At 52.4% G+C, this 20,736-nt stretch carries 15 protein-coding genes; 10 read left to right on the top strand and 5 right to left on the bottom strand.

Annotated features, from left to right (window positions below):
• Window positions 1–181: 181 nt before the first annotated feature.
• The 4 genes from lepB to fabD form a co-directional block, all read right to left on the bottom strand.
• Window positions 182–1,411 carry a signal peptidase I gene (lepB, locus tag GZZ87_RS13345; RefSeq protein WP_162025831.1) on the bottom strand — a complete coding sequence of 410 codons (1,230 nt, stop codon included), beginning with the start codon at window positions 1,409–1,411 and terminating at the stop codon, window positions 182–184.
• Window positions 1,412–1,481: 70 nt separating this feature from the next.
• Window positions 1,482–3,293: a translation elongation factor 4 gene (gene lepA, locus GZZ87_RS13340; RefSeq protein ID WP_162025832.1), complete on the bottom strand. Its 1,812-nt coding sequence runs from the start codon at window positions 3,291–3,293 to the stop codon at window positions 1,482–1,484.
• A 232-nt stretch (window positions 3,294–3,525) separates the two neighbouring features.
• Window positions 3,526–4,371 carry a glycosyltransferase gene (locus GZZ87_RS13335; protein WP_162025833.1) on the bottom strand — a complete coding sequence of 282 codons (846 nt, stop codon included), beginning with the start codon at window positions 4,369–4,371 and terminating at the stop codon, window positions 3,526–3,528.
• Between the two features lie 99 nt (window positions 4,372–4,470).
• Window positions 4,471–5,376 (bottom strand): ACP S-malonyltransferase, encoded by a 906-nt coding sequence (gene fabD / locus GZZ87_RS13330; protein WP_162025834.1) that lies wholly within the window; start codon window positions 5,374–5,376, stop codon window positions 4,471–4,473.
• A gap of 448 nt (window positions 5,377–5,824) precedes the next feature.
• On the opposite strand from fabD, the gene bioA reads away from it, so the two are divergent.
• Window positions 5,825–7,294 carry an adenosylmethionine--8-amino-7-oxononanoate transaminase gene (gene bioA, locus GZZ87_RS13325; protein WP_162025835.1) on the top strand — a complete coding sequence of 490 codons (1,470 nt, stop codon included), beginning with the start codon at window positions 5,825–5,827 and terminating at the stop codon, window positions 7,292–7,294.
• A 200-nt stretch (window positions 7,295–7,494) separates the two neighbouring features.
• Here bioA and GZZ87_RS13320 read toward each other — a convergent pair whose 3' ends face one another.
• On the bottom strand, window positions 7,495–10,932 hold the full coding sequence (locus GZZ87_RS13320) for a pyruvate carboxylase (RefSeq protein WP_162025836.1): 3,438 nt from the start codon (window positions 10,930–10,932) through the stop codon (window positions 7,495–7,497).
• A gap of 287 nt (window positions 10,933–11,219) precedes the next feature.
• On the opposite strand from GZZ87_RS13320, the gene GZZ87_RS13315 reads away from it, so the two are divergent.
• The 9 genes from GZZ87_RS13315 to GZZ87_RS13275 all read left to right on the top strand — a co-directional run bounded on the left by GZZ87_RS13315 (window position 11,220) and on the right by GZZ87_RS13275 (window position 20,730).
• Complete coding sequence (locus GZZ87_RS13315; protein ID WP_162025837.1) at window positions 11,220–11,666, top strand: DUF695 domain-containing protein; 447 nt, start codon at window positions 11,220–11,222, stop codon at window positions 11,664–11,666.
• Window positions 11,663–12,076: a hypothetical protein gene (locus GZZ87_RS13310; protein ID WP_162025838.1), complete on the top strand. Its 414-nt coding sequence runs from the start codon at window positions 11,663–11,665 to the stop codon at window positions 12,074–12,076. Before GZZ87_RS13315 ends, GZZ87_RS13310 begins: the two co-directional genes overlap by 4 nt.
• Before the next feature lie 91 nt (window positions 12,077–12,167).
• On the top strand, window positions 12,168–13,184 hold the full coding sequence (gene bioB, locus GZZ87_RS13305; protein WP_162025839.1) for a biotin synthase BioB: 1,017 nt from the start codon (window positions 12,168–12,170) through the stop codon (window positions 13,182–13,184).
• A gap of 86 nt (window positions 13,185–13,270) precedes the next feature.
• Window positions 13,271–15,067 carry an aminotransferase class I/II-fold pyridoxal phosphate-dependent enzyme gene (locus GZZ87_RS13300; protein ID WP_162025840.1) on the top strand — a complete coding sequence of 599 codons (1,797 nt, stop codon included), beginning with the start codon at window positions 13,271–13,273 and terminating at the stop codon, window positions 15,065–15,067.
• The gene (locus tag GZZ87_RS13295; RefSeq protein ID WP_162025841.1) at window positions 15,060–15,674 is read left to right on the top strand and encodes a hypothetical protein; all 615 of its coding nucleotides are present in this window, start codon (window positions 15,060–15,062) and stop codon (window positions 15,672–15,674) included. The genes GZZ87_RS13300 and GZZ87_RS13295 overlap by 8 nt, the downstream gene beginning before the upstream one ends.
• Window positions 15,675–15,697: 23 nt before the next feature.
• Window positions 15,698–16,447, top strand: coding sequence for a methyltransferase (locus tag GZZ87_RS13290; protein ID WP_162025842.1), 750 nt, complete (start codon window positions 15,698–15,700; stop codon window positions 16,445–16,447).
• A 53-nt stretch (window positions 16,448–16,500) separates the two neighbouring features.
• On the top strand, window positions 16,501–17,289 hold the full coding sequence (gene cysE, locus GZZ87_RS13285; RefSeq protein WP_162025843.1) for a serine O-acetyltransferase: 789 nt from the start codon (window positions 16,501–16,503) through the stop codon (window positions 17,287–17,289).
• 116 nt (window positions 17,290–17,405) lie between these two features.
• Window positions 17,406–19,637: a cation:proton antiporter gene (locus GZZ87_RS13280; protein WP_162025844.1), complete on the top strand. Its 2,232-nt coding sequence runs from the start codon at window positions 17,406–17,408 to the stop codon at window positions 19,635–19,637.
• A 94-nt stretch (window positions 19,638–19,731) separates the two neighbouring features.
• Window positions 19,732–20,730: a hypothetical protein gene (locus GZZ87_RS13275; protein WP_162025845.1), complete on the top strand. Its 999-nt coding sequence runs from the start codon at window positions 19,732–19,734 to the stop codon at window positions 20,728–20,730.
• The last annotated feature ends 6 nt before the right edge of the window (window positions 20,731–20,736 follow it).

The raw sequence follows: 20,736 nt of genomic DNA, 5'->3' as shown, positions 1-20,736 counted from the left end.
CCGCGGCATATTTCACTCGTTATGATACGCGTGAGTATATTTGTCGGCTCGCAGCGGTGAGAACTACATTGTCTTAGCTCATCGCGCTTGGTTCTGTGCGGCATAGTAAGCACGAGCCATACAAAGGATGACCTGAGTCGTATTTCTCAGGTCTCCTGTTCCGCCCCTCAAGTCTCTGCACCTACTCTGCGACACCCCAGCGCTTCGTGAACGGATAGTAGATGAAGATCGCTTTGCCGATGACTGACTTTTCAGGCACAAAGCCCCAGTAGCGACTATCGAGACTGTTGGCGGAATTATCGCCCAGTGCGACGAATTTATCGTCGGGAATTTTCAGCTTACGACCTTCGGCAAGTAAGGTGTGGTTGATGTAGCCGCTATACTCGCCCTCTCGCGCTGCGTTGCGGCCAAAGGCTTCGACCTCATCGCGTGGCTGACCATCGACGAGCAAGGTGCTGTCCACGATTTCGAGTGTTTCGCCGCCGACCCCGCCGATACGTTTAATGTAATATTTGTCGGTATAATCGCCGGTTAAGCGGCCGAGCTCTTCGCGGATTGCATTGGTGCGAAACACGAACGGATCGCCCGCCTTCGGACGTTTAAAATGGTAGCTGATACGGTCGACGAACAGCGCGTCGCCCAGAGTGATGTCGAAGCGCATAATCGGATCGCCTGCGGCTACTGAGTGATTCAATTGTAACGCTTGACCACTGGGACTGTCCTGCGATGGCACAGCCATCGCTAGGTTCGCATCTGGGAAAAACTGTCGCACGGCGGAGAGCATATCAAACTCTGCTGGCACTTGAATTGAATGCAACGTGCCGCCGACTGAAAAGACATACTCGGCGCGCTGTGCTGGTAGGACGAAATACTTTCGATACGGGACGGGACGACTTGTGCCGACTTTTCCTGTTTTAGGGTTAGGCAGTAATACCAATGAAACGGGGCCAGAGGCCTCAGCGATGAGGCTCTTATGATTGGCTCCCAATGTGATTTTATTAAAGACCTTCTCCACCGCATTCGGTGAAGCTTCGTCTGCTGCATAGACGACTGTATTCATCCCACTATAAGTAGGATACATTGAATTGGTCGGAATGATGAAGGGCTGGAAAAAGAACGTGCGCACACCGATCACTAGAATCGCTGCGACTAGAATGACTTCCAAATTATCGCTCCAAAAGGTCTTCGGGTAAATCTTACCGCCGATTTTTCGCAACAAGGCATCCAAGCGTTTCATGGCCGCTTCGAACGGTGCCTTCTCGGTGGACGTGTCCTTGAGCATCGACTCGATTTCGCCTACCGTCTTTTCCAGTTCCTGCAAACGGGCTACAGAAGTCACGTCGCGTCGGTAATGATAGACCTTACTGGCCGCGTGGAGTAGATCTTTTGCCTGTTTGCGTAACTTTTTCATGGATGATGGGGCTCTGTCTCGTTCTCAAATATTCAATGTTCAACGTTGGAAGTTCAACGTTCGACGTTCATCAGCTGCCGCCGTCGGAGGTCTTAAGGATCTTAATGAAGGCGTCTTGTGGAATCGAAACGCTACCAATGTTCTTCATGCGCTTCTTGCCCTCTTTTTGCTTCTCGAGGAGCTTACGCTTACGAGAGATATCACCACCGTAACATTTCGCAGTCACGTCCTTACGATACGCGCTGATCGTCTCGCGAGCGACGATGTTGGAACCCACACCAGCCTGAATCGCGATCTTGAACATCTGCTTCGGTAGGATCTCTTTGAGTCGCTCACAGAGTGCACGTCCCCTGCCCTCGGCCTTGTCCAAGTGGACGATTGAAGAGAATGCATCGATCGGCTCCGCATTGACCATGATGTCGAGGCGGCAGAGTTTGGCTTTCTGAGTGCCGTTCATTTCATAGTCCATCGAACCGTAACCATGGGTAATGCTCTTCAGACGGTCATTGAAATCGATCAGAATTTCATTGAGCGGAATGTTGCAGACGAGCATGACGCGCTGCCCGTCGATGGTTTCGGTATGCTCACAGATGCCACGTTTCTCGGCAACGAGCGCGAGCACATCACCAATTGAGGTGTTAGGAATGTGGATCGAAGCCAAAATCATTGGCTCTTCGATAAATTCGATCTCAGAGACATCTGGTAGATACACTGGATTGTGCACTTCGAGCATCGTGCCATCGGTCTTGGTGACATTATAAATAACACTTGGATACGTGGAAATTACGTCGAGGTCATACTCGCGACGAATGCGCTCTTGGATGATCTCCATGTGCAATAGGCCGAGGAATCCACAACGGAAACCGAAGCCTAGCGCGACGGAGTTTTCCGACTGATAGACGAAGGCCGCGTCATTCAGACGCAGCTTACCCATGCTCGCCTTGAGCTTGTTGTAGTCGCTGGTATCGATCGGATAAATACCACTGAAGACCATCGGACTGACCTGCTTGTAACCAGGCAGCATGTCAGCAGTCGGTGCTGCGGAGTGCGTAATCGTGTCACCCAACTGAATGTCAGCGACATCGCGCATATTGGTGACGATGTAACCCACATCGCCGGCTTCCAGGGAATCACGCTTGATCATGGCCGGAGAGAAACGTCCGACTTCCTTGACCTGTGATTTGCGCTTATCGCTCATGGTCATGATTTGATCGCCCATCTTGACCGAACCGGAAAAGACGCGGACGTAACAGATGACACCCTTATAGGTGTCGTAAATGCAGTCAAAAATCAGCACGCGCAGGCCGTCGACCTCCGCCCAGCGTGGTGGTGGGATGCGGTGCACCGCAGCTTCCAAAAGGTCTTCGATACCGAAGCCACTCTTACCACTGGTCTTGACCGCCTCTTCAGCTGGGATCGCCAACACATCTTCGAGTTGCACTTCAATCGCTGGCACATCCGCGCTCGGCAGGTCGACCTTGTTGATCACAGGGATGATCGCGAGCTCTTGCTCTGTCGCTAGATGGGCGTTTGCAACAGTCTGTGCTTCAACGCCTTGAGCGGCGTCGATCAGCAGCATTGCGCCCTCGCAGGCCGCTAGACTACGAGACACCTCATAGGCGAAGTCCACGTGACCTGGTGTGTCGATCAGATTAAAAGTATAATCTTCGCCATTCTTCGCACGATACACCATGGTCACAGGGTGACTCTTAATGGTGATGCCGCGTTCGCGCTCCAAGTCCATGGAGTCAAGGAGCTGCGCCTTCATGTCACGCATTTCAACGGTGCGAGTGAGTTCGAGGATACGGTCGGACAGCGTCGTCTTGCCGTGGTCGACGTGGGCGATGATGCAAAAGTTGCGAGTATGGGCTAAATCGGTCATGTAAAAAGGCTGGAAGCGCGTTAAGATCGCGTGCTTTGAAAAAAAATCAACACCCGATCAGCTCGATTGACAGGTATTCTCCTAAAAAGGCGTGTTGAAACGAGGAATCGACGCAGATCCACGCGAATAGATTGCAGAAGGCGCATGTTTACAAGCACTTCTATAAGTCACGTAGCCGACTGATGGGCTTGAAACTCTTAGTCCTTTAAATGCGCTTTAAACGGCAAGCTGTTTACGCCAATACCCTATTTTCATTATGTTTTTCAGTCATGAGCGCATCTCTGTGGCGATCCATTAAGATTTGTTTATTTTTGTTGTATGATTTTTTCCAAATATTGTGACTGGTTGAATTCATACGTGTGCCCCCCCATTCGAGATCAGAGCGATATTCCATTTGATACGATCCGCACACCCACCCGTGTTCTTTGAATGCGCGGAAGCAGAGATCATGGTCATCCAGGTCCAGTGGAGCGAATTGTTCATCGAAGTAGTTCAATGCCTGCAAGCGGCTGTTATCAATCAGTAGAGGCCCGCGGTTCACGACATCGCGAATGCCAAATATGTCACGACGAGCTTTGAGTTTTATCTTAAAGTGTTTTCGAAATTTCCTGACAATATGACAGGGCTTGGTGCCTGTGGGGTTTTCTCTGCCAATATGGTCATACACGTCCAAGTCACCATCTTTGATCGTATCATTATGTGCGGTTCTTCCAGTCACGGCAAAAACATCACTAAACGCATTGATTGGCTTCATGAGGCGCTGGTCAAAGTTTGCCTCAGTCATGATCATATCATCTTGGATGATGATCGAGCCATCACAGCTACTTTTTTTGAGCCCGACATTATTCGCCTTGGTCTCCCATATGTCAGGAGTCTCGTCGGTGATGATTTTGATGTCTTTTGCTCTGTAAGAATCAATCGTGGATTCAAATAATTCGCGAGACCGATCGGAGCAGCCGTCAAAAATGACAATCAATTCCCTAGTGTGCTCCGATACATTATCCATGATGCCGCGTATGACATCTTCGATCATGAATTCTTTGTTGTGGACGGTTAAAATGATTGATGTGGTCTTCATTTATAGGTCTCGGTGAGTCAGTTCCAAAAAAGCCTCAGCCTGCCTCGATCCGATTAGGATGAGTCAGCCTGAGGCTTCAAAGATAAAACAATGGGGCAACTACTCTGGCAATTCGCTGAACTCAGAGATCGCAGTCACCTTCAGGGAGCGGTCGATACGCTTTGCGAAACCAGCCAAGACCTTGCCGACGCCGCACTCGTAGAAGTCGCTGAGGCTGTTTTCCTCGGCCATGTTGCGGAGGTTGTCTTCGAAACGAACTGAAGAGACGACTTGGCTGACCAATGCGTCCTTGATTTCCTGTGGTTCGCTCACGCGCTTGCCAGTGACGTTGGTGTAAACGGCGATCTCAGGTGCCTTGAAGTCGAAGTCCTTGATAAATTCAGCAAACGCATCGCGCGCGGATTCCATGAGGCGACTGTGATACGCGCCTGCCACGTTGAGCGGCTTGCACAGTTTGAAGCGGCCTTTGGAGGCTGCCACCGCTTCGAGCACTTTCTCGTTGTCACCAGAAATGACGATTTGCCCGGGGCAATTGAGGTTGGCGATTTCGATATCGAACTCGTCGCAGAAGGTCTGCACGTCCTCTGGTGTGCCACCAATCACCGCAGCCATACCGCCCTTAGTTGCGTCGCACGCAAGCTGCATGAGACGACCGCGCTCGGCGACGAGCTTGAGGCCCGTCGCGAAATCAAATACACCCGCTGCAGCGAGTGCGGTCAGTTCGCCGAGGCTCAGACCACACGCAGCTGTGACGTCGTCGAGCTTACCCTCTGCCTTCAAGATACTGTAAACCACAAAACCATGCACATAGAGCGCTGGCTGGCAGACTCTGGTTTCGGTCAATGTTTCGTCAGGGCCTTCGAAGCAGATCTTTTTAAGATCCCAACCCAAGATTTCGTTGGCCTCGTCATAGAGAGCCTTTGCGATGGGTGAATTCTCATAAAGAGAGAGGCCCATACCGACCTGCTGTGCGCCTTGTCCTGAAAAAAGTAGTCCTGTTGCCATAATAGTTAAGTTATCTGGTGGTTGTTTTTGACTGAAGCGGAAGAAAATGGGCGGTCTTATTTCAGGAATCAACTAGAAAGCGGTCACTGGTAATTAAGAATTAGGAATTAAAAATTTAGAATTAGCGCGGAGCATTGCCTGAGGAGGCGGATTCTTTCACCGTGTAGCGTAACCGGGAACCGGTGACGACCTGCAGTGGCTCATTTCTTAACATCAATTATGGCCACAAAAAGGCACAAAAGCACACAAAACTTATGCTATGTCTCTTCGTGCTTCTTCGTGCCTTTTTGTGGCTAAAACCTAGTGATCTGGAATTTACTACTATCTGAGAGGTAAACAGGCATCCACAGATGCAATGGCATTAAGCTTAAGGATGGAGTTGATTTCCCTTCCCGCTCCAATGAATGGCATTGATCTTTCTCTCCTTTCCGTTCGTAAATTCTCGCTTATGCCGACCACCGATCAACTCGACCAATGGGACAACCAGCACGCCTGGCACCCCTTCAGTCAAATGCAGGAATATTGCGAATGGCCAAAGCTCCATGTCGATCGCGGTGAAGGCTGCTGGCTCTACGATAATGAGGGCAACCGCTACCTCGACACGAATGCCTCGGTCTGGACGAATACCTTTGGGCACAACGACCCTGATCTAAACGCCGCCATCGTCGGGCAACTGCAAAAAGTCGCTCACAGCACCTATTTGGGACTCAGCCACCCCTCTGCTGCTGAACTCGGGCACCGGCTCTGCGCGGCGGCTCCCGAAGGGCTCGACCGAGTGTTCTTTTCCGACAACGGCTCCAACGCCATCGAAATTGCACTCAAACTCTCCTATCAATATTGGCAACTCAAGGGACAGCCTGAGCGCAAACGTGTGATCGGTATGCAAGGCGGCTACCATGGCGACACGATCGGCACCATGGCTGCGGGGCAATCCGGTCGCTTCCATGAGCGCTTCAGCGAATGGTTTCTCGATCGCTGGCACTTCCCTGCTCCGACTTGCCATGAGTCCAACGGCGAAGTCCACGCTGCGGATGCGTCCGCTAGCCTCAATGCACTCGAAGCGTATCTAGAACTCGAATCGACCAACGTCGCCTGCCTAGTGATCGAACCCTTCGTTCAAGGTGCCGCTGGCATGCAGCAGCAACCCAAAGGCTTCCTCAAAGCCGTCGAGCGACTCTGCCGTAAATACGGCATTCACCTGATTCTCGACGAGGTTTTCGTTGCCTTCGGCAGACTCGGCAGCGTCTTTGCCTGCACGCAGGAAGAGATCACGCCCGACATACTCTGCCTCGCTAAAGGGATTAGCGGCGGCTACGTGCCACTCGCTGCCACACTGGTGCAAGCCGAGATATACGAGGCCTGTCTCGGTCAATGGACGGACGACCGCACCTTCTTTCACGGCCACACCTTTACCGGCAATCCGATCGGCTGCGCCGTTGCACTCAAGAATCTCGAAAAGCTCAACGCTCTGATCGAAGCCGGCACGCTCGCTGAGACCATTGCCGACTTTGGCCAACAACTGGCCGCAACACTCGGCGCACATCCGAACGTCACGCAAATTCGACAACGCGGCCTCACCGCCGCCATCGACCTCGCGCCGACTGCAGGGCAACCCGAATGGCCCATCGAAGACCGTATGGGCTGGCAAGTCTGCCTTGCCGCTCGCAAGCACGAGCTCATCCTACGCCCGCTTGGGCATAGTTTACTGATCGTTCCGCCGCTGATCATTTCTAAAGACGAAATCACATTCATGTGCGAACGAATCGTGCAGACGCTCAACGAAGTCTGCGCGGCCAAACCAAACGGCAGCTGTAAGTTTTGCGGCACCCCCACCGCCGATCAAATCGCAGGTGACTTCATTTGTCTGAATTGTTACTCAGAGGCCGGTGCTTGCTGTCACGGCGAGTCGGAGTGCTGAGGTGTAGGCATACTGCTTTTTAGCCAATTATGATATTGGTGCATCCTCGAATGTTGGAGGCGCTACGGAACTTCGTGCACGTTTTGCCTTTTCGCGGTCTTCGCGAAGCAAAGCCCCTCCTTTCCCTGTAATCGACGATGAACCAAAAAAAAGCCCGCCGAATTCGGCGGGCTTTTGTATTTAATCTTTGGAGCGTTGTGTTAGCGCAGCTTGACTAGCAAGTCCTTGCTATCGACTTGATCACCGGCCTGCACTTCGACGACATCCACGACACCATCAGCGAGCGCATAAACGGTGGTTTGCATCTTCATCGCTTCCAGCACACAGAGTTTGTCCTTCTGTTTCACGGCTTGGCCGACGGTGACACAAACACTACTCACCATCGCAGGGATTGGTGCGCCGACTTGCATGCGATCCGCTGGATCCGCCTTTGTCCGCTTTTTGGTTTCGGTCTTAATCGATCGATCCAGCACCATGCATTCGCGTGCGCGGCCATTGAGCTCGAAGGTCAACGTGCGTTCACCATCCTCATTCGGCTCAGAGGAACTGATCAGTTTTACGATCAAGGTTTTGCCTTCTTGGATCTCAACCGAAATTTCTTCGCCGATTTTTAATCCGTAGAAGAACGCTGGGGTCGGCAGAACGCGTGCATGCCCATAAGTATTCACATACGTATCCAAGTCAGTGTAAACCTGTGGATACATCAGATACGCAAACAGATCGTCATCGTTGATCTCGCGCTTGAACTTCTTCGTCAACTCTTCGCGTGTTGCCTTCAAGTCCACCTTCTCAGCGCGTGCACCAGGACGTCCGCGGTATGGCTTACGATCACCGAGCACCACTTTCTGCACTGGCTTCGGCCAACCACCCTTCGGCTGACCCAGTCCGCCGGAAAGCATATCGACCACCGACTCTGGGAAGGCAGTCCCCGGCTCTAGGTTGACGAGATCAGATGGCTCTACGCCCTTCGTCAAAAGGAACATGGATAGGTCGCCCACCACCTTAGAAGATGGCGTGACCTTAACGATATCACCGAGCACGTCATTGACCTCGTGGTAATAGCGCACGACCTCTGGCCATCGCGCGCCGAGCCCGAGGGCACGTGCTTGCTCGCGTAAGTTCGTGTATTGTCCGCCTGGCATCTCGTGCGTGTAAACTTCTGCAGAGCCAAATTTCGGGCTCGTATCGAACGGCTCGTAGAATTGGCGAACGGCTTCCCAGTAGATGGAAAGTTCGTTCAAGAAGCCAAGATCCAGCTTCGTGTCGCGCTTATCGCCGCGTAGTGCGTTGACGATGGAGTTGAGGTTGGGTTGCGATGTCAGACCAGAGAGCGATGCCGTGGCGAGATCGACCACGTCGACGCCCGCTTCGGCTGCCTTAATGATCGATGCACCCGCAATGCCTGAGGAATCGTGCGTGTGGAAATGCACTGGAATGCTAATTTCACTACGTAGCGCTTTGACCAGCTTGTAGACAGCATTCGGTGTGCAGAGACCCGACATGTCCTTGAGCGCTAAGATGTGCGCACCCATCTTCTCAAGCTCCTTCGCCATATCGACGTAATATTTCAACGTATACTTATCGCGCTTCTGATCGAGAATGTCGCCGGTGTAGCAAATCGTTGCCTCACAGACAGAATTCGTATCATTGACGATTGAATCCATTGCGACCTTAAGATTGGGAAGATAGTTTAACGAGTCAAAGACGCGGAAGATATCCATACCCGATTCAGCGGAATGCTTAATGAAGCCGCGAATCACATTGTCCGGGTAGTTTGAATACCCCACCCCGTTGGCACCACGCAGCAACATTTGGAAACAAACATTAGGAATGCGTTCACGCAAACGACGTAGGCGCTTGAACGGATTTTCGTGCAGGAAGCGCATCGACGTATCGAAGGTCGCCCCACCCCAGCACTCTAGCGAATAGAGATCGCCCGCGCGCTGTGCGATGGCATCGGCCACCTTCAACTGATCGTAGCTACGCATACGTGCAGCGAGTAGCGACTGGTGCGCATCGCGCATCGTGGTATCCGTGACCAGTAGCTTCTTCTGGTCACGTGTCCATTGAGCAAATTTCGCAGGCCCGTGCTTAGTCAGATAGTCCTTCGTGCCTTTCGGTAATTTCGAAGTATGGTCATGTGGTGGCACAATCACAGGTAGATCCATCATTGGCACCGGACGGCCTTTGACCTGATCGTTGCCATTCACGATGGTCTCACCGAGTAAGTTGAGCAACTTAGTTGCACGGTCGCGACGACGCTTGAAGTTGAATAGCTCCTTAGAGGTATCAATCAATGTGGTAGTCGCCTGCCCTGATACGAAGATCGGATGATTCACCACATTTTCAATGAATGGAATGTTGGTCTTCACGCCACGGATACGCATTTCCCGCAACGCACGATCCATGCGCTGAATGGCTAATTCAAAAGTGCTCGCCGAGGCGGTCAATTTTACCAGAAGCGAATCGTAGAACGGTGTAATCACCGCGCCGGTGTCGCCCATCGCACCATCCAAACGAATGCCAAAGCCAGCAGCCGAACGGTAGTTCACAATCTTACCATAATCAGGTGCAAAATTCTTTTCTGGGTCTTCGGTCGTGATACGTGCCTGAATCGCCACGCCATTACGCGGGATGTCCGCCTGCTGTGGAATGCCCACTTCTTTCGAGTGCAGGCTGTGTCCCTGCGCGATCAGCACTTGGCTACGCACAATATCGATACCAGTAATGACTTCAGTCACGGTGTGCTCCACCTGGATACGCGGGTTCATTTCAATGAAGAACCACTCGTGCGTATCCATGTCATACAAGAACTCGACCGTGCCGGCACTGTAGTAACCGATGGACGACGCGATTTTCACCGCAGCAGCGCAAAGCTCTTCGCGCACTTGATCAGGCAAGCCAATGGACGGTGCGATCTCCACCACCTTCTGGTGACGACGCTGCACCGAGCAATCGCGCTCATGCAAGTGCACCACATTACCCTGCTTATCTCCAAGGATCTGCACTTCGATGTGCTTCGCGCGCTCAACGTAGCGCTCCAAGAACACCGCGGAATTACCAAATGCACGTTGCGCTTCTCCCTGTGCTTCCTCAAGTGACGACTTCAGGTCTTTAGGGTCTTTGACCACACGCATGCCACGACCACCGCCACCAAAGGCCGCCTTAATAATAAGCGGGAAACCAATCTTCTTCGCTGTCTTCAGCGCTTTATTGGGATCAGCAATTGGATCCTCGGTGCCAGGTAGCACGGGCACGTTTGCTTCATTGGCAATCTTGCGTGCTTCGATCTTATCGCCCATACGGCCAAGCAAGTCAGAGCTTGGGCCAACAAATGTAATACCATTGGCTTCACAGGCACGGGCGAAGTCCGCATTTTCAGAGAGGAATCCATAACCTGGGTGGACTAGATCGACCTGCTTTTCTTTGGCTAAATCAATAATACTCTCGATATCAAGGTAAGCAGCAACTGGCCCCTTTCCTTGCCCTACGAGGTAGGATTCATCCGCCTTAAAACGGTGGACGCCGAGGCGATCCTCATTGGCGTAGATGGCGACTGTTCGGCAACCCAACTCGGTTGCACTGCGGAAGATGCGCACAGCTATTTCACTGCGATTCGCGGCTAGTAGTTTATTCATAGATGGTAGTAGAATTCTGAATGGGTAGCCTTTGAACCAAATCCAGCTAATCGCTCAAGTCAAGGCAGTGTCGCAAGAGTTTAAATGGAAAAGGTGAGTCAGGGGGCAGCGTTTACTTGAAGTCAAGGGATGCGGGCTAGCCTCTGCGCAGGTCGGAGTCGCATCGCGTATCCGACCTGCACCTGCCCTCCCCTTCATTCTTAGCGGACTGTCGCCTAAAAGCGTGACATCGCCTGCCCTCGCCCCTTAACGTTTCGGATCGTATTTAACACTGACCGTATACAGAAATGAAATTAGAAGCCGCCAACACAGACGCTTGGAATATTGCCAAAGGAAAAAATCCTGAAAGACCGTCGGTCTTACGCTTTCGCCCCAGCCTAGAAGGATTCCTTGGGGATGCGAACTACCCACGTCGCCTTATGATCGTTTGGCAGTTCGAGGCAGCGGATGCCACAGGTATGCCGAACGACACGCAAAGTGCGGATATGAAGGACTTTGAAAATATGCTCATTGATGTGCTCGACCCAGATCGCTTGGCCGTGCTTGCATTCGTCTATACTACAGGCGGCACGCGCGAATGGCATTTTTATCTGTCGGACGTCAGCGAGGTCGGCATTCGCATTAATCAAGCGCTTTCAAACATACCCCAATTACCGATCGACCTCACTGTCGAAGACGACCCGAATTGGGATGAATTGAGGCAAGTCTTCCAGATGTGCCAGCCAGGCAGATGATGGATACGATCGACTACAAACTGGCTCTATCAAAACGTAAGCCCAACTGCTTGGTCGGAATCGGCGCCATTGCATACGGCAGTTATTGCCTGATCATGTCGGCTGCGGCCTACCCCGCGATTGGAGCTGCGTTCGTAGTTCTTGGATGTATCTATATTCGTATGGGGCTGACAGCTTACCGGATCCTCAGCTTCGACAATAAAGGAATTCAGTTGAAAAACCGCAGTCTCCTATCGACTGCTCGCTGGGGGAAGTTCTCAATTGATGATGTCGGGAATTCGTTTGTTGTGCACCTCAAGAACGAGACCTTCAAGTTTACGAAGGGCTCATTACCGCCTGAAGTGCTCGAAGATCTGAAGCAGCGCAGCGAAGCCAAACGTAGCCGTAAACGGAAGTCGAATCAAAGTTAGACGAGCAACTATTAGTTATTACACACGCTAAACTTACATTGTTAATCGAAAATTAATTTGCCTTAACAATTAAGAGTCCTACAACGGCGGCATGTCTGTCACAGTTGAATCCGCTCGCGAGGTTTATGATCTCCCTCTCACTACGCTGATGTTTCGCGCTCAACAAGCGCACCATGAGTTTCAAGACCCTGCAGGTGTGCAGCTTTCGATGCTGCAATCCATAAAAACAGGTGCTTGCTCGGAAGACTGCAAATATTGCGCGCAATCCTCTCGCTACACGACTTTCGTTGATCGTGAGCCATTAATGGACACCGCAGAAGTCACGATGGCTGCAATCAAAGCCAAGGCCTCGGGCGCGACTCGCTTCTGCATGGGGGCGGCATGGCGCGGCACTTCTAATGAGCGTCAGTTTGAAAGCGTGCTCGAATCCGTCCGTGCGGTGGATCAAATGGGCATGGAGGTCTGCTGCACGCTCGGCCTATTAACTGAGGATCACGCCAAGCGACTCAAAGAAGCAGGCATGACAGTTTATAATCATAATCTAGATACCTCTCGCGAATATTACACAGAAGTCATTTCGACCCGTAGCTATGACGACCGCCTTGAGACGCTCTCGAATGTGCGCAAGGCCGGTCTCGAAGTCTGCTCCGGTGGTATCGTTGGTATGGGCGAAGCCGAGGACGACCGCTTAAAGCTACTCGTTGAGTTGGCGAACCTGGATCCTCAGCCCGAGTCGGTGCCGATCAATGCGTTGGTCGCCGTCGAAGGCACGCCGATGTGTGACCAAGAACCTGTCGATCCGATCGAGTTCGTGCGTATGGTTGCTACGGCTCGTATTCTGATGCCACGCAGCACTGTCCGTCTTTCGGCTGGCCGCCAATCGATGAGCGAAGAGACACAAGCGCTCTGCTTCATCGCCGGCGCGAATAGTATCTTCATCGGCAACAAGCTATTGACCACGGCAAATCCAGAAGCTTCGGATGACGAGAAAATGTTGGAGCGCTTCGGCCTACATTCACTCGACCCCGCAGTGGCTCGTGAGAAGCAAGGTCGCAAGGCTGTGGTAAAAGTCAAAGCACCTGAACGCGAGGCCGCTGCGAGCTCGTAGCCAATTTTAACGGTAGGGAGGAGCTCCGTCTCGTCCTAATAATATATGCTGACGGCGCGGAGGCCATCCCTCCGATTCAATACAGAATGCAGACCTTTTTCATAACCGCGAATGACACGGATGTCGGTAAGACCTACATCACGGGTCTGTTGGCGCGGCATTTTTCGGCGTCTGGCTTGACTGTGCAAATCGTCAAAGCGATTGATTGTGGTGGCTCTGGTGATGCGGATTGCGCCTGCAACTTTGCAGATGCTGAGAATGTAACAGCGCACACCTTAATGAGCTACCCGGCTCCCTTGGCACCGATGGCGGAAGCCAATGCTGCCACCTCATTACCCACCGTTGCAGGACTGATTAATGCCTTGGCAGAACTACCAGAAGCGGATGTGCGCCTGATCGAAGGTGCAGGAGGTGTTGCAGTTCCGATCGACCCGAGCGGGTTAGATTGGCGTGATTTCATCGACGCGTATTTGCCAGACCTGACGATCGCAGTCGTCGATAATCGTCTAGGCAGTATCAATCAAAGCCGCTTGTTACACAGCTATTTGCAAGGTCGGCCGCATGCATTTATCCTGAATGCAGTCACCCCCCCAGATCCTGCGGTTAACGCTTCGAACCTGGATGCGTATAACAAACATGAGCTAACGCTGCTGGGGTGTGTTCATTCAGGTGCACATGTTTTTGAGCTCCTAGCGCCAGACTTGTTGCGAATTGTAACTAAATCGGAACTCGCTCCTGCTGAAGTTCAAAACCCACGCATTGCGAAACTTGAAGCACGTAAAGCGAATCATGTCTTTCGCGAGACCAAGGTGCGTCACCATGATGAGCGTAGCTTGAACCTGTCGGACAACGATACGCTCGGCTTACGGCACCACCCTGCCCTCGTTGAAGCAGCGTATCTAGCAGTCGCCAAATGGGGCACGTCGTCCTCGGCATCGCCACTGATCAGCGGTTACACTGCGGCGCATGCCGACTTGGAAGCGACGTTGAGCAATTGGTATGATCAACGCGCTGCGTTGGTTTGGAATAGCGGTTACGCGGCAAACCAAGCGCTACTGAAACACTTTGTGGACAGTGAGGACCTTATCCTCGCGGACCGCTTGATTCATCATAGTTTGATTAGTGGCGCATTACAGAGTGGCGCGCGAATCATACGTTTTCGTCATAACGACCTGTCTCATTTGGAGTCGTTGCTCAAACAGCACCATGGCACGCGCAAAATTCATCTCGTCACTGAGAGTGTGTATTCGATGGATGGCGATGCGCCGGATCTCAAGCAGATCGCGTATTTAAAATCCAAATACACATTTAAATGGATCTTAGACGAGGCACATGCGATTGGTTGGTATGGCGAAACGGGCTCTGGGCTCGCTGAAGCTGATGGCGTTTTGGATGAGGTAGATATATTGGTCGGCACATTTGGTAAGGCATTGGCTGCTTCAGGAGCCTATACCATCTTCAAGGATGCATGGATGCGCGACTATTGCGTGAATGAGGCAGGCGAATTCATCTACTCAACCTATTTACCGCCGTCGTCTGCAGCGACTGCTCAGGCAGCGATTGAGCTTATTCAACAGCATCCCGAATGGCGCACGCAGGGACAGGCAGCAGCACGTGACTTACGTGCACGACTTCGCGGATTCGGTTGGGAGGTGCTAGGCACGGATTCTGCTGTGCTGCCGGTGCTCTGTGGCACTTCAAAGAATGCGCTAGAGATGGCCGCTCGGTTATTAGAGGCGGGCATTCGCGTCGGCGCAATACGTCCACCAACTGTGCCACTAGGGCAAGCTCGGCTACGAATTTCACTTAAATCAACGCTCACGGAGCAGGACACTTCACTGCTAGTCGCCTGCTTTGAGCATGGAAACACTGATAATGTCTAATACTTGGATATGGATTAGCGGCTGGGGCATTTGCCCAGATCGCTTCAAAGCGGCGGCCGAGGCGGCCTTGCCTAACTATTCGCATGAGGTGCTCGCACCCACGCCAGACGCCTTCGAGGCAGTGCTACGCAGTGGCGCGAAGCGTATCGGCGGATATTCGTTGGGCAGCCTGATTCTACTGTCTGAACTGGCACGTGTGCCGGAGGATGCCGAAGTGACCTGCCTTGCACCGTTCACTGCATTTTGTAAAGAGAGTCGGATGGGTGGCACGACCCCACGTGCTTCGCTTGGCATCCTTCAAATGCGACTGGAATTGCAACCTGAGAAGGCGATCAAGCTCTTCTATCGATTGTCAGGATTAACTGATGAACCCACTCGGCATTTACCCTACCCAGTCGAAGACCTCACCTGGGGACTAGAGCAATTAGCTGGTCTACAAGCAGATACAGCTCTATTGTGCCGTGTTAAAGGTTACGTCGGATTGACGGACGCCCTCGTTCGAGGCATTGTTCTGAATTCCCAATGGTCTAAATGTCAGTTGATCGATAATTGTAGCCACTCATACCATGAGCTCTTTGCCTCGTTGCCCCAAATTGAAACTTACTAAATCGCTCTCATATGCCGCTGACCATGTTTCCTCGAAATGTAAACCCTGCCGCTTCCTTCGGGAAGAAATCGAGTAGCTACGAGGCACATGCATTTGTGCAGACACATGCCTCGCAGTGGCTGGCACAGTGGCTACCTGAGGCGACTGATTCAGCACGCTGCTTGGAGTTCGGCGCGGGCACGGGCTTACTGACCCGCCATCTCGTTGAACACTTTAAATATTTGGAAAGCAGCGACATCGAGCCGGCGATGGTCGAGCTTTGTGAGGCAAAGTATCCTTCGGCAACACACTCGGTGCGCGATGCCTGGGCGGCGCAGCCTGAGAATGGCGGTCAATGGGATCTCGTGGCAGCCTCAAGTGTGCTGCAGTGGGCGAAAGAACCCGTGCAGGTCATGCGCAACTGGCGCGAATTGCTAAATGCCAATGGACACATACTGGCGGGTTTCTTTATTGAGCCAAGTTTACCTGAAATGTTTGCGGTGACTGGCGGCGAAAGTCCCCTGATTTGGCGGGGCGATGCAGCATGGCGAACGATCTTTGAATCAGCAGGGCTAGAAATTGTGCGCATGGAGTCTGATGAGCGACGTTATCACTACCCTAGTGCCCTTGATTTCTGGAAATCACTCCATAGCACGGGCACAGCAGTTTCGCGGAAAATATCGCCCAGTCAAATGATGCGTTTTTTTCGAGACTATGAGTTGCAATTTAGCGATGCGCAGGGAGTCTATGCGACTTGGACATTCTGCCGTGTGGAATTGAAGGCTAGCTCGTAGCCGTAATTTTTGCATGGTGTTCACTACCAGAAACACTATCCAATTTTTACACTATGCAACCAATTGACCTCGACGCCCACTGGGGAGAGATACGCCACGAAGCCGCGCAAATCGTCGCTCGAGAGCCTGCGCTCAAGCCTTTACTTAAGGAGACTGTCCTTGACCGTAGTTCATTTGCCGAGTGCCTGACTTACCGACTGGCCCGTAAACTTGTGAATCACTCGACTTCGGTCAACGTGCTGCATGACGTGTTTATCGAGGCATTCATGCATGAGCCAATGATTTTGCAGGATGTCGCCTCTGATATGATCGCCGTCTATGAGCGTGATCCAGCCTGCCCAGATGCGCTCACCCCCCTGCTCTATTTTAAGGGATTCCAAGCATTGGTCTGCTACCGAGTTGCTCACCACCTTTGGCAGCATGATCGCACCGAGTTGGCGCTGTATTTGCAGAGCCTGATATCCGAGACGTTCGCGGTCGACATCCACCCAGCGGCCAAAATCGGCTGCGGGATACTGCTCGACCACGCCACTGGCTTTGTTGCGGGTGAGACCTCTGTCATCGAAGACAACGTTTCAATTCTACACGAAGTCACACTTGGCGGAACTGGTAAAGACCGTGGTGATCGTCACCCGAAGGTGCGCTCAGGCGTGTTGATCGGTGCTGGGGCAAAGATCCTAGGCAACGTCGAGATCGGCGCATGTGCGAAGGTCGGTGCTGGTAGCGTCGTGCTTAAAGATGTGCCACCACATACTAGTGTGGCTGGTGTGCCCGCTCGAGTGATAGGCAAGGCATCCGAAGTTTCACCAGCGCTCGGTATGTGCCAGAATTTCGAGAGTTAAATTGAAGTTTGATTGCTCGATGCTTGTTGATCGCGGGCCAGATCGGTATGTCACTTGCTGCGCATGTTGCGATTAGGATTTAGAGCAGGATTAAGATTTAAATTAGAATATACGATATGATGATTCCGCTACTCGCCATGGCTACGACTCAACACGCACTCTGGGCGCTCTGCCTCGCTGTCGGTGCTGGTTGCTTACTCACGGTGTTATCTCGCCGACTGCACCTGCCAACCATCGTGCTGCTACTGCTGGGTGGCTTTGCACTCGGATCCGAAGGGCTCAACCTGTTGCATCCCAATGAATTGGGCGAGTTTCTTCCGATGATCGTGTCGTTGGCCGTCGGCCTGATACTATTCGAGGGCGGATTGACGCTCGATATTAAGGATTTCTCGCATACCTCGACGGTCATCAAGCGCTTGTTAACCGTCGGGGTGCTGATCACTTGGCTGGGCGCAGCGCTCACGGCCTTTCTGGTGTTCGAGATTTCGCCCTCTTTCGCATTACTGATGGGCAGCCTGATCATTGTGACAGGGCCGACGGTGATTGTGCCGCTGCTACGTAGGATTCGCGTTGATCAGAAGATTGGCAGCATTTTGCATTGGGAAGCGGTGTTGATCGATTCAATCGGTGTCTTCATCGCGATTCTTTGCTTCGAGTGGGTGGTCGAAGGTGGTGGCGCGGTGGCGTTGCCGAATTTTATGATCCGCATCGTGAGTGGTTGCGGGATCGGCTTCATTGGCGGCTATCTCATCTACTGGTTCATGAAACACGGCTGGGTGCCGGATAACATCGTCAATGCGTTTGCCCTCGCCAGCGCGATGCTGATCTTCGGGCTGACCGAGCTGATCAAGCCCGAGGCTGGCCTACTATCTGTGACCATAGCCGGATTGATCGTCGGCCTGAACAAGCCACGCCAGTTGCGAGAGGTTAAAGCCTTCAAGGCCGAGATTGTCGATCTACTCATTGGCCTACTCTTCTTACTGCTCGTGGCTCGCCTAGAAATAAAGCAATTCGTCGATTTCTTCACCATTGGCGGCGGTTGGGTGCTATTTTCTGTGATTCTGCTGATCCGTCCCATCAGTATCGCGGTTTCGTCTTGGGGCACCGCTTTGAAATTACGCGAGAAAGCGCTATTGAGCTGGGTCGCTCCGCGAGGCGTCGTGGCGGCATCGATGGCATCGTTATTTGCTTTGTCTCTACAGTCTAAAGGCGATCCCGAAGGCGCAGCGCTATTGGAGTCATTCGTCTACTCCATTATTTGTGCGACCGTGTTGATCCAGGGCTTATCGGCAGGGATGGTGGCGAAGCTCCTGCGCGTGCAACGTCCAGCGCCCAATGATTGGCTCATCATCGGAGCACACCACTTCGGCCGTGAATTGGCTCGGCAGCTGATCCGCGAAGACGAACAAGATGTCATGCTGCTCGACACCAATGCGCGCAATATCGCACTGGCAAAAAAGGATGGCTTACCTGCCATGCTCTGCGATGGCATGGAAGCAGAGAAACTTTACGAAGAAGAGCAGGCGCTATTTGGCGCAGGCTATGTCTTAGCATTGACCGATAACGTCGAGCTAAACCAACTCCTGATGCAACGCTGGGCTGAAGTGCTCGACACTGAGAAAGTCTTTGGCTGGATCCCCTCTGATAGCACAACAAAGGAGGATCAGCTCACTGGGGTATCCGTCTTCGGTGACCTCTCCCGCCCTGCAGTCATCGGTAGCGAATTGCTCCAAGAAGAAAGCAGTTTCGAGTCCGTAACGTGGGAAGAAGGCATGACTTTGCCCTCAGGAGACTGGCATCCGCTCTTCGTGCGCAGAAGCAAGCAACTCAAGGCAGTGCCACAAGACAGCGCCCTCAAAGAGATGGTTAAAGAGGACGACGAAGTCATCTGTCTGCGCCGCTCCGAAGGCTTCCTGCTACGAGCACTGCAAATGGGAGGCTACCTAAATATCGAGTGTGACACTGTCGAGCAACTCTACACGCAACTCGCCCACGTCGCAGCCGAAGCCGTCGAAGGCGTGTCGGAAGAAACCATACTCGAAGATCTCGGCGCTCAAGGGCGTGTCTTCCCTGCATTCTTGGGGCACGGCATCGCGATTCCACACGTTTATAGCTCCAAGCTGAACTACCGCGTGTGTTACATTGCGTCGCTCAAGAATGGGCTCGAAATCCCAGGCCAAGATGAGGCCATCGACTTTGTCTTCTTCCTACTCAGCCCGACAGGAGACACTGAGGGGCATCTCTCCACACTTGCCGAGATCGCCAAAGGCTGCCGCTCTGAGCCACGCCGCAAGCAAATCAAGAGCGCTCAACGAATCGAGGAAGTCATTGCCGTGATTGGCAACTAGAGCAGGTTGCTCACGCAAACTTCACGACACCCCTTGACGTTTTGTGCAAGCGGAGGCAGAATTAGGTATATCTTACAATCAACCCCATTGTCAGGTGACCGCAAAATCGATATTTAGCTTCATATTAGCCAGTTGCCTGCTCAATTCATTCGTCGTTGGCGCTGAAAGCGCTGGGCTCAAGCATACGCCCCCATCCGCACCAACGGTAGTGCAAGCATCGGCTTACATCATCGACATCCTAAAGATCGTCGGTGCCGAGCAATCATTCACTGGCGATATAACTGTGATGATCAGTTGGAAAGATCCACGCCTGACGCATGATAGCGATCAAGCACAGATTCTATCCCTACACGACATCTGGAACCCCCAGATTCTAATCGCCAACGCAAGAAGTATCACCAGCACGCTACCAGAACGCGTCGAAGTTCAGTCAGACGGCACTGTTAGCTATCGGCAGCGACTAACTGGCATCTTTACCTCACACTTCGATCTACATCGATTCCCCAATGACAAGCAGACGCTTGTAATCGATTTCCTTTCAAGGGGACATACCCCTAAGGAAGTGCAGTTCGTTCGCAATGACACTTGGACAGGACAAGCCGATCATTTAACCATTTCAGATTGGTCAGTCGGCGATGTATCACTAATTGAAAAGCCCTATGCGATTCCCAGCTTGGATGTTTCTGTGCCAGGGATGAGGCTCGAGCTGCCAGTCGAGCGCCTCGTCGGTTACTACGCAGGCACAGTATTAGCTTCAGCCGTAATCATTGTGTGCATGGCATGGCTCGTGTTCTGGATACCACCCGACGCAATCAATCCACGCATCAGCGTTTCTGTAACATCGATGCTGACGCTCATTGCGCATCGCTTTGTCATCCAAGGGGAACTCCCCAACCTGCCCTATTTGACGACAATGGACTACTTTCTGCTCGGATCGACGCTCATGGTGCTGCTTGGGTTGATTGAAGTGGTGATGGTATTTCGCCAGATCAACAAAGGCAACGAGGCCAAAGCACTGAGGCTCAATCACTTCTTCCGCTGGTCATACCCGATTCCCTTCCTTGCGCTACTCGCCTTCGTCTTGCTCCGCTAGGCGAAC

Origin of the sequence: Lentimonas sp. CC4 (genome assembly GCF_902728235.1) — a bacterium.
In the GTDB taxonomy this organism is placed as follows: domain Bacteria; phylum Verrucomicrobiota; class Verrucomicrobiia; order Opitutales; family Coraliomargaritaceae; genus Lentimonas.
Note: the sequence above shows the minus strand (reverse complement) of the source record. Positions and strands in the feature narration are given on the sequence as shown.

Excerpts from the sequence above, each read along its gene's own strand:
- GZZ87_RS13320 (WP_162025836.1), bottom strand. The coding sequence starts at position 10,932 with ATGAATAAACTACTAGCCGCGAATCGCAGTGAAATAGCTGTGCGCATC.
- lepB (WP_162025831.1), bottom strand. The coding sequence starts at position 1,411 with ATGAAAAAGTTACGCAAACAGGCAAAAGATCTACTCCACGCGGCCAGT.
- GZZ87_RS13300 (WP_162025840.1), top strand. The coding sequence starts at position 13,271 with ATGCAGACCTTTTTCATAACCGCGAATGACACGGATGTCGGTAAGACC.
- GZZ87_RS13290 (WP_162025842.1), top strand. The coding sequence starts at position 15,698 with ATGTTTCCTCGAAATGTAAACCCTGCCGCTTCCTTCGGGAAGAAATCG.
- GZZ87_RS13310 (WP_162025838.1), top strand. The coding sequence starts at position 11,663 with ATGATGGATACGATCGACTACAAACTGGCTCTATCAAAACGTAAGCCC.
- GZZ87_RS13280 (WP_162025844.1), top strand. The coding sequence starts at position 17,406 with ATGATGATTCCGCTACTCGCCATGGCTACGACTCAACACGCACTCTGG.
- GZZ87_RS13315 (WP_162025837.1), top strand. The coding sequence starts at position 11,220 with ATGAAATTAGAAGCCGCCAACACAGACGCTTGGAATATTGCCAAAGGA.
- lepA (WP_162025832.1), bottom strand. The coding sequence starts at position 3,293 with ATGACCGATTTAGCCCATACTCGCAACTTTTGCATCATCGCCCACGTC.
- GZZ87_RS13335 (WP_162025833.1), bottom strand. The coding sequence starts at position 4,371 with ATGAAGACCACATCAATCATTTTAACCGTCCACAACAAAGAATTCATG.
- GZZ87_RS13295 (WP_162025841.1), top strand. The coding sequence starts at position 15,060 with ATGTCTAATACTTGGATATGGATTAGCGGCTGGGGCATTTGCCCAGAT.
- cysE (WP_162025843.1), top strand. The coding sequence starts at position 16,501 with ATGCAACCAATTGACCTCGACGCCCACTGGGGAGAGATACGCCACGAA.
- bioA (WP_162025835.1), top strand. The coding sequence starts at position 5,825 with ATGCCGACCACCGATCAACTCGACCAATGGGACAACCAGCACGCCTGG.
- bioB (WP_162025839.1), top strand. The coding sequence starts at position 12,168 with ATGTCTGTCACAGTTGAATCCGCTCGCGAGGTTTATGATCTCCCTCTC.
- fabD (WP_162025834.1), bottom strand. The coding sequence starts at position 5,376 with ATGGCAACAGGACTACTTTTTTCAGGACAAGGCGCACAGCAGGTCGGT.